The sequence below is a fragment of the Bacillus sp. EB106-08-02-XG196 genome (assembly GCF_013396335.1).
In the GTDB taxonomy this organism is placed as follows: Bacteria; Bacillota; Bacilli; order Bacillales; family Cytobacillaceae; genus Neobacillus.
This window is the reverse complement of the sequence record NZ_JABWSY010000010.1, coordinates 66,870-80,231: the sequence shown is the minus strand read 5'-3', so window position 1 is coordinate 80,231 and position 13,362 is coordinate 66,870. Positions and strand designations below refer to the sequence as shown.

General features: G+C 39.1%; 11 protein-coding genes. 5 read left to right on the top strand and 6 right to left on the bottom strand.

Annotated features, from left to right (window positions below; all coding sequences use genetic code 11):
• Window positions 1-199: 199 nt before the first annotated feature.
• Window positions 200-1,453: an MFS transporter gene (locus MLOOGBEN_RS16530; RefSeq protein ID WP_179159372.1), complete on the bottom strand. Its 1,254-nt coding sequence runs from the start codon at window positions 1,451-1,453 to the stop codon at window positions 200-202.
• A 125-nt stretch (window positions 1,454-1,578) separates the two neighbouring features.
• Window positions 1,579-2,502, bottom strand: a complete 924-nt coding sequence (gene cysK, locus MLOOGBEN_RS16525) for a cysteine synthase A (protein WP_179159371.1) — start codon at window positions 2,500-2,502, stop codon at window positions 1,579-1,581.
• Between the two features lie 204 nt (window positions 2,503-2,706).
• On the opposite strand from cysK, the gene MLOOGBEN_RS29730 reads away from it, so the two are divergent.
• Window positions 2,707-2,796 (top strand): DUF3896 family protein, encoded by a 90-nt coding sequence (locus tag MLOOGBEN_RS29730; protein ID WP_179159370.1) that lies wholly within the window; start codon window positions 2,707-2,709, stop codon window positions 2,794-2,796.
• Window positions 2,797-2,879: 83 nt separating this feature from the next.
• Here MLOOGBEN_RS29730 and MLOOGBEN_RS16515 read toward each other — a convergent pair whose 3' ends face one another.
• The gene (locus MLOOGBEN_RS16515; RefSeq protein ID WP_179159369.1) at window positions 2,880-3,188 is read right to left on the bottom strand and encodes a hypothetical protein; all 309 of its coding nucleotides are present in this window, start codon (window positions 3,186-3,188) and stop codon (window positions 2,880-2,882) included.
• Window positions 3,189-3,427: 239 nt separating this feature from the next.
• Window positions 3,428-4,621, bottom strand: coding sequence for a sulfite reductase subunit alpha (locus tag MLOOGBEN_RS16510; RefSeq protein WP_179159368.1), 1,194 nt, complete (start codon window positions 4,619-4,621; stop codon window positions 3,428-3,430).
• Window positions 4,622-4,891: 270 nt separating this feature from the next.
• On the opposite strand from MLOOGBEN_RS16510, the gene MLOOGBEN_RS16505 reads away from it, so the two are divergent.
• Complete coding sequence (locus MLOOGBEN_RS16505; RefSeq protein ID WP_256989131.1) at window positions 4,892-6,247, top strand: N-acetylmuramoyl-L-alanine amidase; 1,356 nt, start codon at window positions 4,892-4,894, stop codon at window positions 6,245-6,247.
• A gap of 117 nt (window positions 6,248-6,364) precedes the next feature.
• The gene (locus tag MLOOGBEN_RS16500) at window positions 6,365-7,666 is read left to right on the top strand and encodes a S8 family peptidase (RefSeq protein WP_179159531.1); all 1,302 of its coding nucleotides are present in this window, start codon (window positions 6,365-6,367) and stop codon (window positions 7,664-7,666) included.
• A 112-nt stretch (window positions 7,667-7,778) separates the two neighbouring features.
• Here the strand turns inward: MLOOGBEN_RS16500 and MLOOGBEN_RS16495 are convergent, their stop codons facing one another.
• Window positions 7,779-8,741, bottom strand: coding sequence for a tRNA dihydrouridine synthase (locus MLOOGBEN_RS16495; protein WP_179159366.1), 963 nt, complete (start codon window positions 8,739-8,741; stop codon window positions 7,779-7,781).
• Window positions 8,742-9,040: 299 nt separating this feature from the next.
• On the opposite strand from MLOOGBEN_RS16495, the gene MLOOGBEN_RS16490 reads away from it, so the two are divergent.
• The gene (locus tag MLOOGBEN_RS16490; RefSeq protein ID WP_179159365.1) at window positions 9,041-10,594 is read left to right on the top strand and encodes an ABC-F family ATP-binding cassette domain-containing protein; all 1,554 of its coding nucleotides are present in this window, start codon (window positions 9,041-9,043) and stop codon (window positions 10,592-10,594) included.
• A 200-nt stretch (window positions 10,595-10,794) separates the two neighbouring features.
• The gene (locus tag MLOOGBEN_RS16485; RefSeq protein WP_179159364.1) at window positions 10,795-12,123 is read left to right on the top strand and encodes a radical SAM/SPASM domain-containing protein; all 1,329 of its coding nucleotides are present in this window, start codon (window positions 10,795-10,797) and stop codon (window positions 12,121-12,123) included.
• 568 nt (window positions 12,124-12,691) lie between these two features.
• Here MLOOGBEN_RS16485 and MLOOGBEN_RS16480 read toward each other — a convergent pair.
• Window positions 12,692-13,315, bottom strand: coding sequence for an FMN-binding negative transcriptional regulator (locus tag MLOOGBEN_RS16480; protein WP_179159363.1), 624 nt, complete (start codon window positions 13,313-13,315; stop codon window positions 12,692-12,694).
• Window positions 13,316-13,362: the final 47 nt, after the last annotated feature.

Sequence of the window (13,362 nt, the reverse complement as noted above, 5' to 3'; positions counted from 1 at the left end):
ATTGTCGAGGAAATAATTACTTTTTATTAAACAACCGATCATTCTTTCTGTAAAAACTAGATAAATACATTCTTTCCTACTATCCGACCAAATTTGATATCAATTAAACGTTTGATTAGTTTTATAATAAACCTCTCTATATCAATGGTTCTAGCGCTAAAGGCCAGCAGAATTTTATCGAAATGGAGTACTGTTTACCTTAATGTTCTATAGCTTCCTGACGTTTTTCCTTAAGAGAAATTACTCCTATCAAGCCAATCATAGAGAAGATAACTGGAGTAATGAAACCATAGAAGTATCCATCACCCACACTTCCTGGAGAAGCATGAAAATGATCCAATACTATTCCAAAGATACTTGGCAGCAGAACCGCACTTAGGAAACCGCCCGTATTCGCAAAACCAGAGACAACACCAGAATCTATTATCGAAAATGATTGACGGACGATCGCGAAGGTTAAAGCGCTCGCTCCATACCCAAAGCCAATAATGAATAACAGCATAATGAGCATGAATAATGGGGGATTTCCTTTAAATAAAAGAAAGGTTGCCCAACACAATAAAATAGTGATATGAACAACAACATATGGCCGTTTAATTGTTCCCAAACGACTTGAAAGCCAACTAGTCAGCGGAGCGCCCATAAGTGCCCCAATCATACCAATCATAATAAGCTGGCTCATATCTGAACGGGTCATTTCATACACAGTCATCCCATATGGCACAGCCCATGAACCGATAAATCCTACATATGCGCCTACAATACCAAAATGACAAAAGAATAAGGCCCATGCCTGCCGATTCGAAAAGATTCTACGAAGTAAAGCCAAAGTTTTTTCACGGTGAATCTTAATTTTTTCTCCTGCCGGGTCATTAAGCTGTTTTGGTTTTTTTATGAGGACGAAATAAAGAAGTATCCCGCATAGGCACAATAATAATCCTACTGAAAAAAATGCTGGCCTCCAGCCTAGTAAACTAATCCATGCCGTAAACGGGACAGTTGCCAAGAGGAATCCAAGACTTCCGGCCATTCCCGCAAAACCAATTAAACGAACAAATTCCTTTACTTTAAACCATTGGCCCAATATCAACACCATATTAACCCAAATCGTCGCATCCCCTATCCCCGTAAGGATTCTGGCAAAAAACAGGACAAATTCATGCGTTCCTAAACTATATATCATTGTACCTAACCCCGTTAAGATTGCACCTGCGATTAAGAAGAGATTTGGTCCATATCGGTCAGCCAGTATACCCATCGGGATTTGCAAACCAGTATATACAAAAAATTGAATACTAGTCAGTAACCCAATCGTTGACGCTGTTACACTAAACTCCATCATCACTTGGTCAGTAATCAATCCCGGAGCAGTTCGCTGGCTCGCCATTAATACATAAGTCCACAATACAGAAGCAAATACAATCCATCTAAATTTGCTACTTTGTTTGTCCATGCTATCTACTCCTGTTAGCTTTTACTCTTATATATATGGGTTTCCTATAAGTGTAGAAACACAGTTTTAAAAAAGCATAAAAAAAGGCAGCATCCTTCGAGGGAAGCTGCCTTTTTTATGTAAAATCAAGCCAGAAATAAGTCAGAGGACAGATAACGTTCTCCTGTGTCCGGTGCTAAACAAAGTACTCTTGCTGAAGATGGAAGTTTTTTTGCTGCCTCGACAGCAAAATACGCAGAAGATGCTCCTGATGCACCTACAAAGATCCCTTCTTCTGCAGCAAGCCGGCGTGCCGTCACTTGGGCATCTTCATCCTTAATGAGCAAAATTTCATCAAAAATAGAACGATTTAAAATGTTAGGAATGAAACCAGGACCAGTTCCCGGGATTTTATGCGGCCCAGGTTCACCACCTGATAACACAGGCGATCCGAACGGTTCTACTACATATATTTTTAAGTTAGGGATATGCTTTTTCAGCTCTTCCCCTACACCTGTTACCGTTCCACCTGTTCCTGCTGTCAACACAAGGGCGTCCAATTTCCCATCAAAGGCTTCTAGAATCTCAACCGCAGTCGTTTCACGATGAGCATCGGCATTTGCAGGATTCTCAAATTGCATAGGAATAAAACTATCATTAATGGATTCAGCCAATCGGTTTGCTTCATCTATAGCGCCTTGCATTCGCAGACTTGCTGGAGTTAGATGGACTTCCGCTCCATACGCTTTTAAAATTTTCACACGCTCTAAGGTAGCATTATCAGGCATCGTAATAATACATCGATACCCTTTTACCGCACATACCATAGCAATTCCAATCCCAGTATTACCTGAAGTAGGCTCAATAACGGTACTCTTTCCTGGAATTAATTGACCCTCTTTTTCTGCACGTTCAATCATATTAATGGACGCACGGTCTTTTACACTTCCTCCAGGGTTAAACGATTCCAATTTTATATAAACTTCCCCACCTGCTGAATCAGGTAATTTATTCAATTTAACAATCGGAGTTTTTCCAATTAAATCTAGAATGGAGCTGTAAAGTTTCAATGCCCTTCCGCCTTTCGTATCATGGGTGTCATAGGGACGGTTCTTATAGTCATACTATAACTAGATAAGTCCATAAGAACCGTCCCGATGGTTCACCGATGGTCTCATAAAATCATTAAATCCCCATTAGTTTACTCTGTATTGTAGGTTATTTTATTATACTTCCATAAAAAAAACAACCATTCATTTGGAATCTTCCGTATCTTGTTAAGGAAAATACATGCTATTGATAATTATGAATATATCATTGAACTAACAGATATGAATCATTTTGAGCGTAGGTCCGTTCATTAAAGAGAAAATGGGGTAACAAAAAAAAGGCAACTCCTAGATTGGGCTAGTTGCCTTTTAATGCTACAAGGAAATTCATCCTTTATTTACATTTGGCTGGTGTGCAAAGCAGCAATCATTCCGTAAAAAGCGTAATAAAAGGATTCTGGTGCAATTAGACGAAAATGTCCGACTTCATCTGTATTGAACTTCAATGAATTTTCCAAAAGACGATAAGTAGCATAGGCATAAAAACAGAAATATTTGTAATCAAATTTGGGCATCTTTTCGTATATAACTGCAATCTCTTCCTTATATAAATCGATATTAGCAGTTGCCTCATCAATAATTTCTTTTAAATCCTCTAATCCAGCTTCTAGAATTAATTCATTTTTCTCTATCCGTATGGCAGCCATTTTTATTCCCTCCATCATATATATATTCTTTACTTATCATTCAATCATACTTCTAAACCCTTTAACTTGATTTACATCAAGAGAATAGGAATAACTAACCCTGCAAATGTTAATCAAACAAAAAACACCTGCACTTTTATGCAGATGTTTGTCATGGGGACAGTTCTCATGGTCATATTATAACTTGGGATCTTATCTATTAAAGCCATAAGAACCGTCCCCAAGGTCTTTCCACGGTCTTAATAGACATCACGTTGATAGCGTCCTTGCTTTTGCATATCTTTTAGATATGCTTCGGCTGCTTCTCGTGACATGGCGCCTTCTTTTTCGATCACGTTAATGAGTGCTTCGTTAACGTCCTTCGCCATACGTTCTTTATCTCCGCAAACGTAGAAGTAAGCTCCATTTTCAAACCACTTAAATAATTCCTTACTATTTTCAAGCATTTTATGCTGTACATATACCTTTTGATCTGAGTCACGGGAGAATGCTGTATCGATCCTTGTCAAAATCCCATCTTGCTGATATTTTTCAAATTCATTTTGATAAAGGAAATCAACCTCTCTGTGCTGATCCCCAAAAAATAACCACGAACGGCCAGCCGCTTTATTTACTGCACGTTCCTGGATAAAAGAACGGAATGGTGCAATGCCTGTCCCTGGCCCCACCATGATAATATCTTTATCTTGGGACTCCGGCAAATGGAAATGTTTATTTGCTTGAACAAAGACCGGCAGCATATCCCCTTCCTGAACTCGTTCAGCACATAAAACGGAGCAAACGCCTTTTCGCTCGCGGCCGTACGCCGTGTACCGTACAGCACCGATGGTAAGATGAACTTCATCTGGATTAGCTGCATTGCTGCTTGCAATCGAATAAAGACGCGGAGTCATTTTTCTTAATAATGAAACGATATCCTGTGCAGATGCCTTCCAAGGGCCAAAATCACGAAGCATATCAAGCAAATCACGCCCATAGCAGTATTCCTTAAGTTCATCCGCATTTTCAGCCAATACAAGCTTTTGTAATTCGTCGTTTTCTGTCAGAGCAGCCGCCTGTTGCAAAATCTTCCTAGTCAACAGTGTAATTTCAAAATAATTTGTTACCGCTTCCTTCAGCGGCATTGTTTCCCCTTGTTTTCCGACAACTACAACCTCTTCTTCATCCCATTGCATTTCTTTGAGAATGGAAGCCACAAGTTCTGGTTCATTAGAAGGAACAACTCCAAGTGCATCCCCAGGGTTATAAGAAAGACCTGAACCTTTTAATGATAATTCAATATGTCTTGTTTCCTTGGTAGAACCTGATCCGTTTAAATTAATATTTTTAAGGACCTTCGCTTGAAATGGATTAGTCCTTGAAAATGGATTAGTCCTTGAAAATGGAAGTTTGTCGCCTTTGGTATTTTTGGTGTTTTCCAAAGTTAGTTGCATAGTTCATCTAACCCCCAAATGTTTTATATAAATAAAAATAACACAGTACTAGAATATCAGATGTGCCTTTTTACACACAATAACTAATATTTGTAATCTTGGCGTATTGATGATTTCATTCGCATTTTAAAAAGCTTTAACCTTATATATATGCTTAAGCGGAAAAAACATTATATCGTAATAAAATAACACTTTGTCCCATTCCATTTCTGAATATTACCATATAAATATAAATGGAAGATTAATTTTAAAAAGATTGGAGGATATTTGATGAAACTTTATTTAGATCCAGGTCATGGCGGCTCAGACCCCGGTGCGGTAGGCAACGGACTAAGAGAAAAGGATATTACATTAGATATTGCGCTGAAAATACGTTCAATCTTAACGAATAATTATGAAAATGTTCAAGTAATGATGAGCCGTACAGGCGATACAAGTAAGACTTTAAGCCAGCGGACAAATGAGGCGAATTCTTGGGGCGCCGATTTTTATTTGTCGATTCACTGCAATGCTTTTAATGGCGCTGCGAGGGGGTACGAAGACTATATTCACACCAGCCAATCCAGCTCTTCCGTAACTGGGCAATATCAGACCATTATCCATGCAGAGGTTATGAAATTGAACCAGCTCCAGGACCGCGGACAGAAAAAAGCAAATTTCCATGTTCTACGCGAATCTGCTATGCCTGCCCTTTTATCGGAAAATGGTTTTATCGACAATGCACAAGATGCCGCACTAATGAAACAGTCATCATGGCGTCAACAAGTAGCCCAAGGTCATGCAAATGGGGTAGCAAAAGCCTTTAATCTTAAAAGTAAACCAACTAATCCCGATACCGGAACGATTTACAAAGTAATAGCCGGTTCATTCAAGTCAAAAGATAATGCAGATGAACGTGTTGCATTTCTTCGCACTAAAGGGATTGAATCGTTTGTTAATACCGTTTTGATCTCAGGTGAGACGTGGTATCGGGTTCAAGCAGGGGCCTTTTCAAACCGTCAAAATGCTGAAAACCGTTTGACTGAAGTTAAAAATGCGGGGATTCAAGATGCCTTTATTATTGCTGAGAACACAAGCGGCACTTCTAATGAAGAAGCTCCAAAGGGGTATTCCATCCAAGGGCAAACCTTTCTCTCACCCGAACATATGAATCTATTTGTTAAAACTATCAATCCAGCTGCACTTGAATTAGGGATTTATTATTTAACCTTCGGAGAATATTACGGAATCAGAGGTGACATTGCCTTCGCACAAGCCATGCACGAAACAGACTATCTTCGATTTACTGGGGTCGTGCAGCCTGAGCAGAACAATTTTTGCGGGTTAGGCGCAACTGGACCGGATAATCCTGGTGCAAGCTTTGATACCCCAAGGGAAGGAGTACTCGCCCATTTGCAACATTTATTTGCCTATGCATCTACTAAACCACTGCCAGATGAATATCCATTAGTGGATCCCCGTTTTGACCTTGTAGCAAGAGGGTCTGCTCCAACATGGGTTGGTTTAAATGGAAAATGGGCTGTACCGGGTACTAATTATGGTCAATCTATTTTAGGTCTATATGAAAGAATGATTAATGGGGCAAGGCAAAATCTAGAAAATGTCTTAAAAGACCTAAAAGGCTAATTTCTTTCTAGTTTTTTGCCCTTTTTATCTTTTTATAAACGTTTTAATCATTCCCTCTATTAAAAAATTGCATAGAATATCTTGTTTCAAAATTTTTTAAGAGAGGAATGAATGTTCATGTTAGGTTTTTCAATTATTCAACTGGTTCGGCGAAATGGACATAAACTTGATAGAAACTTACGGAAGGAATTAATTCAAATCTATTCCCCATTTCGGAATATTCCATGTTTTTTGCACAGACCCCTTGAATATTTAAGCAAGAAGGCAAAGAAGTTACCATTAGTCATTGAGTTTGAGGCAGACTGTTTTGAGCAGGGGATTGATGATGTTAAAAATGCAAATTCCAGGAAACTAAATCAGCACCCTTCCATTTCCTGTTGTTCTACTACATTATCCATCGAAAAAATAGAGTATTTACTCGATAATTGTAGCCACATAAAAAAAGTATACTATGATCGAAAAGTGACAACCCTCCTCGATAAAGCCACTCCTTCCATTCACTCAGACCAATTACAGCAAAATGGCTTAACAGGTAAGGATGTAACCCTGGCAATCATTGATACAGGCATCCATCCACACGAAGATTTACAAGGGCGGATCAAAGGATTTAAAGATTTTATTAATAATAGAACGGCTCCATATGATGATAATGGTCACGGTACCCACTGTGCAGGAGATGCAGCAGGCAACGGATCATTATCCGGTGGAAAATATAAAGGTCCAGCACCTGAAGCGAATTTAGTGGGAGTAAAGGTTCTCGATAAAATGGGTTCTGGTTCACTTTCAACTGTCATTTCCGGTATTGATTGGTGCATCCAAAATCAAGCACAATTAAATATCAATATTCTTTCATTATCGCTTGGCAGCGATGCACAACAGTCTGCCAAAGATGATCCTGTCGTAAAAGCTGTTGAAAAAGCATGGGATAATGGTATGGTAGTTTGTGTGGCAGCCGGTAATTCAGGCCCTTCACAGCAAACGATTGCCAGCCCTGGGATAAGCCCAAAGGTTATTACAGTGGGAGCAGCCAACGATTATAATACAATAGATCGTTCCGACGATACTGTAGCCGATTTTTCAAGCCGCGGTCTAACCATTGATGGGCTTATGAAACCAGATCTTGTAACGCCTGGCGTAAATATTATTTCATTGCGTTCACCGGGATCTTTTCTTGATAAAACAAATTCATCATCACGTGTCGATACAAACTATTTTTCATTATCCGGGACCTCAATGGCCACTCCGATATGTGCAGGCGTAGTAGCACAAATGCTGCAAAATAACCCCAACCAATCTCCCGACGACATCAAATTACAGCTTATTAGGGCATGTGAAGATATGGGACAAGCCTCCTACATCCAAGGCAATGGTTATTTAGACGCTGCAAATATATTGAATTTAGAGGTAAGACAACATTAATCAAGGGGACTTTGACACCTCGAACTATGCCTAAATTAATGGAACACAATGCTTAAATAAGAAATGATCTTTAAAAAGCTCAATCAAAAATTTGATTGAGCTTTTTCATCCGTCAACATTCTTTTCCGAAGTTATCCAGCAATGCACGCACTTCATCTGTTGATTTTGTGTTCATCAATTGATTTCTTAATTCCGCAGCCCCAGGGAATCCTTTGACATAAATTTTGAAAAAGCGGTGAAGCCCTGTGATTGAACGTGGCAGTACTTCCGCATATTGATCCTGAAGATCAAGCTGCAGTCTTAAAAGGTCAAGGTATTCTTTACTGCTATGCTCTTTTGGCTCTTTTTCAAAAGCAAAAGGATTTTTAAAAATACCCCGCCCAATCATAACGCCATCAATACCATATTGTTCCGCAAGCTGCAGCCCCGTTTGACGGTCAGGAATGTCTCCATTGATGGTTAGTAGCGTATTTGGTGCGATAGTGTCACGTAATTTTTTGATTTCAGGAATGAGCTCCCAATGCGCATCTACTTGGCTCATTTCCTTTCTTGTACGTAAATGAATCGAAAGGTTCGCAATATCCTGTTTTAAAATATGCGTCAGCCACTCCTCCCACTCCTGAACCTCCCTATCACCAAGTCGTGTTTTCACGCTGACAGGCAGGCCGCCCGCTTTTGCTGCTTGAATAAGTTCTGCTGCAACGTCTGGGCGCAGAATTAGACCGCTGCCCTTCCCTCTCGAAGCCACATTCGGTACAGGGCAGCCCATATTAATATCGATGCCTTTAAAACCCAGCTCTGCCATTCCAATACTCATTTGACGGAAATATTCAGGATTATCCCCCCAAATATGTGCCACCATTGGCTGTTCATCTTCTGTAAAAGTCAAACGGCCGCGCACACTTTTCATGCCCTCTGGATGACAATAGCTATCCGAGTTTGTAAACTCTGTGAAAAATACATCCGGTCGGCCGGCTGCACTTACTACATGACGAAAAACAACATCTGTCACATCTTCCATTGGGGCAAGTACAAAAAATGGCCGTGGTAAATCACGCCAAAAATTATCTATCATTTCAAACTCAAATCCTCTCACTATGGATACAACTTCAAACTCTCGGTCAAAAAATATAAAGCCAAATGTTTCACTTATTTTACACTTATATCATGCATCATAACTTTTTATCAAACACAAATACATATGGACATTTATCATTCGTGAAAAACTATGATAGCATACTTAACATGATTCCCCAACCGGTTCCTCTGTCAGTTAAAAATCGAATTACATTTTTTACAAAAAGTTCAAGATAGAAAAAGCAGCCAAAATCTAGTAAGATATCTACATGTGACATTAGATAAGGGGTTAAAAAAATGAGCGTATTAAACGTACAAAATTTAAGCCACGGTTTCGGTGATCGTGCAATTTTTAATAATGTATCTTTTCGCCTTTTAAAAGGTGAACACGTTGGACTAGTTGGAGCAAATGGTGAGGGTAAGTCTACTTTCATGAATATTGTTACTGGAAAGCTGCAACCCGACGAGGGGAAAGTAGAGTGGTCCCGAAAGGTTCGTGTTGGATATTTAGATCAGCATGCTGTTCTTCAAAAAGGTACAACGATGCGTGAAGCTTTGAGCACTGCATTTCAATATCTATTTGATGCTGAAGCAGAGATTAATGAACTTTATGCAAAAATGGGTGATGATGGTGCTGATATCGATGCACTGCTTGCTGAAGTTGGGGAGCTGCAAGAAACGTTAGATAGTAATGATTTCTATCAAATTAATTCAAAAGTGGAGGAAGTTGCTCGTGGTCTAGGATTAGACGATGTTGGACTGGATCGAGATGTAGATGATCTCAGCGGCGGGCAGCGTACAAAGGTGTTGCTAGCTAAGCTTTTGCTAGAAAAGCCTGAAATCCTATTACTGGATGAGCCTACAAACTATTTGGATGAACAGCATATCGAATGGTTGAAGCGCTATTTACAGGAATATGAGAATGCATTTATCTTGATTTCGCATGATATCCCATTCTTGAACAATGTTGTTAACTTGATCTATCACATGGAAAACCAAGAGTTGAATCGCTATGTTGGGGATTATGATAACTTCTTAAAAATATATGAAATGAAGAAGCAGCAGCTAGAGTCTGCTTACAAGCGTCAACAACAAGAAATTGCTGATTTGAAGGATTTCGTTGCTCGTAACAAGGCAAGTGTGGCGACTCGTAATATGGCTATGTCTCGTCAGAAGAAGCTCGACAAAATGGAAGTTATTGAATTGGGGAGAGAAAAGCCGAAACCAGAGTTTCATTTCAAAGAATCTCGAGCAGCTAGTCGTTGGATTTTCACGGCTGAAGATCTTGTTATAGGTTACAATGAACCTCTTTCCCGCCCTCTGAATTTGAAAATGGAGCGCGGACAAAAAATTGCATTCGTGGGTGCAAACGGTATCGGTAAGTCTACTCTTTTAAAAAGTATTCTTGGGTTGATTAATCCCATTTCGGGTAAAGTGGAACGTGGTGAGTATCAACACATCGGTTATTTCGAGCAGGAAGTTAAACAATCCAACTACAACACTTGTATTGAAGAGATTTGGAGCGAGTTCCCAAGTATGAATCAGGCTGAAGTCCGTGCTGCGCTTGCAAAATGTGGATTAACGACGAAACATATTGAAAGTAAAGTCGAAGTCCTTTCTGGTGGCGAAAAAGCAAAAGTTCGTTTGTGCAAAATTTTAAACACAGAAACGAATTTATTAATTCTAGATGAACCTACCAATCACTTGGATGTGGATGCTAAAGAAGAATTGAAGCGTGCTTTAAAGGCATATCGCGGAAGTATCTTGATGGTATCCCACGAACCTGATTTCTATCGTGAAATTGCGACTGATATTTGGAATTGCGAGGATTGGACAACGAAAGTGTTTTAAATAAAGATTAAGGGGTATCCAGTGACTTGGATACCCCTTTTATTAATATTTAGAGACCTCTCTTTTACTTAATTCATTCTCAAATACATTTACATCTTTCCTCATTCTCTACTTAGTGATAGAACTCACTGACCATTACAATCGATAACCTTATAATATTTTAGTCTATCAAACTATGTTCAATGAAGGTTAGTGAAAATATGGAAAACGAAAACAGATATGTTCCATCTAGATTTAATGCTCTATCTCATACAGATGACAATGGAGTTGTGTTATTTAATAGTTATACTGGTGCCATTACTTATTTCTCTGATAAAGAAAAGCAAGCTGTTATATCTTCTTTAAAAAGATTTGGTACCGATTGTTTAGAAAACGAAATACAAAAAGATTTATATACTAATGGTTTTTTAGTTTCTAGTAGTGTGGATGAAATGAGAAGGGCACAGTTTCTTCATCAGTCGTTGCATCGAACAGATATCATGCATCTTGTCCTAATGCCTACCGAAGCCTGCAATTTCCGATGTACATATTGTTACGAAACGTTTGAACGTGGAAAAATGAATCGAAAAATAATAAACGGCTTAAAAGCTTTTGTTCAAGAGAAGGCAACTAATTTATCAGCCCTGCATATTAGTTGGTTTGGCGGTGAACCCTTAACCTCATTAGATGTCATTGAGGAACTTTCCGAGTGCTTTATTTCGATTGCAAACGAAAACAATATCCATTACTCTTGTGACCTTGTTACAAATGGTTATTTATTAACAAAAGAAGTTTTCAATCGATTGCTCTCTTGGAACATTAACCAATTTATGATTACGGTCGATGGAGTTGGAGAGGTTCACGATAGTAGAAGACACTTAACAAGCGGCGGGAAAACATTTGATAAAATCATCGATAATCTAATGGCCATAAAAGATGTCACCGGTTCATTCGATATTACAATTCGAACTAATTTTGATGAAGAAAACTTACAAGAGGCATCCAAGTTAACTAGTTTCTTAAAAGATCATTTTGCAGATGACGGCCGTTTTGGAATTATGTTTCGACCTGTTGGAAAATGGGGTGGAAAAAACGATGATGACATCCCCGTTTGCAGCCGCACGATGGCAAACAAAAAGATTTGGGAACTGACGGATGAAGCGATAACACAAGGATTCAGAATGAGTTCCATGATAACAGAGTCCTTGATGCCATCCGCATCGGTCTGCTACGCAGCAAAACCACACTCATTAGTAGTTGGCTCTGATGGACAATTATATAAATGTACCCTCTCACTAAATGAGGAGTTTAATAAAGTTGGAATATTACAAGAAGATGGTACTCTAGAACTTGACTATGATAAAATCGCCAGTTGGGTAACATCAGGTGAGGAAACAGATACTGTTTGCCAATCCTGCTTCTACCGACCTGCATGCCAAGGCAACCATTGTCCGTTATACCGGATGAGAACCGGAGAAAGACCTTGCCCTTATGAAAAAAGAAATATCAAAAAAGTATTAAACTTAATATGGAAAAATAATATCGAGTAAAGAAAACATCTAAACAATTGCTAGGTGACTAACAATTAATCAATATGGAAAGGTGGTGAGTTACATGCGTGTATTACGCCCAGCTATATCTCCAGTTAACAACCAGAACACTGGAAAAATAATGAAATCAGTCCCAGGCAATTTAAAATAAGCATAAAACAGTAGAAGGCAACTCCCCCGCTAGGGTGGGTTGCCTTTCTTTAAATGAGAAACACACTGAGCGTGAATCTTTTATAGATTCTCGTTCCCATCTGCTATTAATTATCGTAAGGTTAGCAACAGGCAGCATTCGACGCAGCTTGAGTGGTGATGGCATTTTCTAGATCAAGCATAAGCCCGATTTCTTCGTATAAGTCCGTATCTAAATTGGTTGAAGAGCAACCCGGTATTCCAATTAACACTTTTTCACAAAAAAAAATCTACAACTTTATGTTGATGCCATGTCTTACCTATTTTTCCAATAAACATTTTCCCACTTTCATCCCCATCGCATTTTCCCAACAGAGATCACTTTGGCACCAGTCTTAAGAGCCAAAATACGACACAACACATCATACTCTTCTACAAATCATTCAAACAACCCTTTCCGTTGCTCACGCATCCACTTGGCAACCTGAGTTTCCCCTTGTTCTTTTGATTTTCCAAGTTCTGTAACGATATTTTTGTAATCTGTGTCGCTTCGATTCTGACTCATTTTCGCTGAAGCTTGAATTGAGGTAATCTCTATTCTAAAACCAACAATGCCTTTCATTTCGCTCTCAAGCAACTCAGGATCGAATGTATCCCACAGCCTCCCTTTTTCCCGGTGAGCCTCGTAACGGTTGAGCAGCATTTTCAAATCCGAAATCAACTCATCGCCAGTAACAATGCGTGCTGTTCCATACGCATGTACGGCTAGATAGTCCCATGTTGGTACCTCTTCGACCGTATACCAACTTGATGATATGTAAGAATTCGGTCCTTGAAAAATAAGCAACACATCAGCATTATTATCCAAAGTCTTTTTCTGCAAATTTCCAAAGGCGATGTGCCCTATTGCATAGACTTTCCCGCCATCTTCACGAATCTCTAAGGGGATATGTGTAGCAATGGGACGATGTTTATCGACAGTAACTAATAATGCAAACGGATGAGACTTCATAAATTGAACTGCCTCATCTTGATCCATATGATATTGCTTAGGAATGTACACAATAATCACCCTTTCAACTAGCAAATGAATTTTAATGAATAAACTTC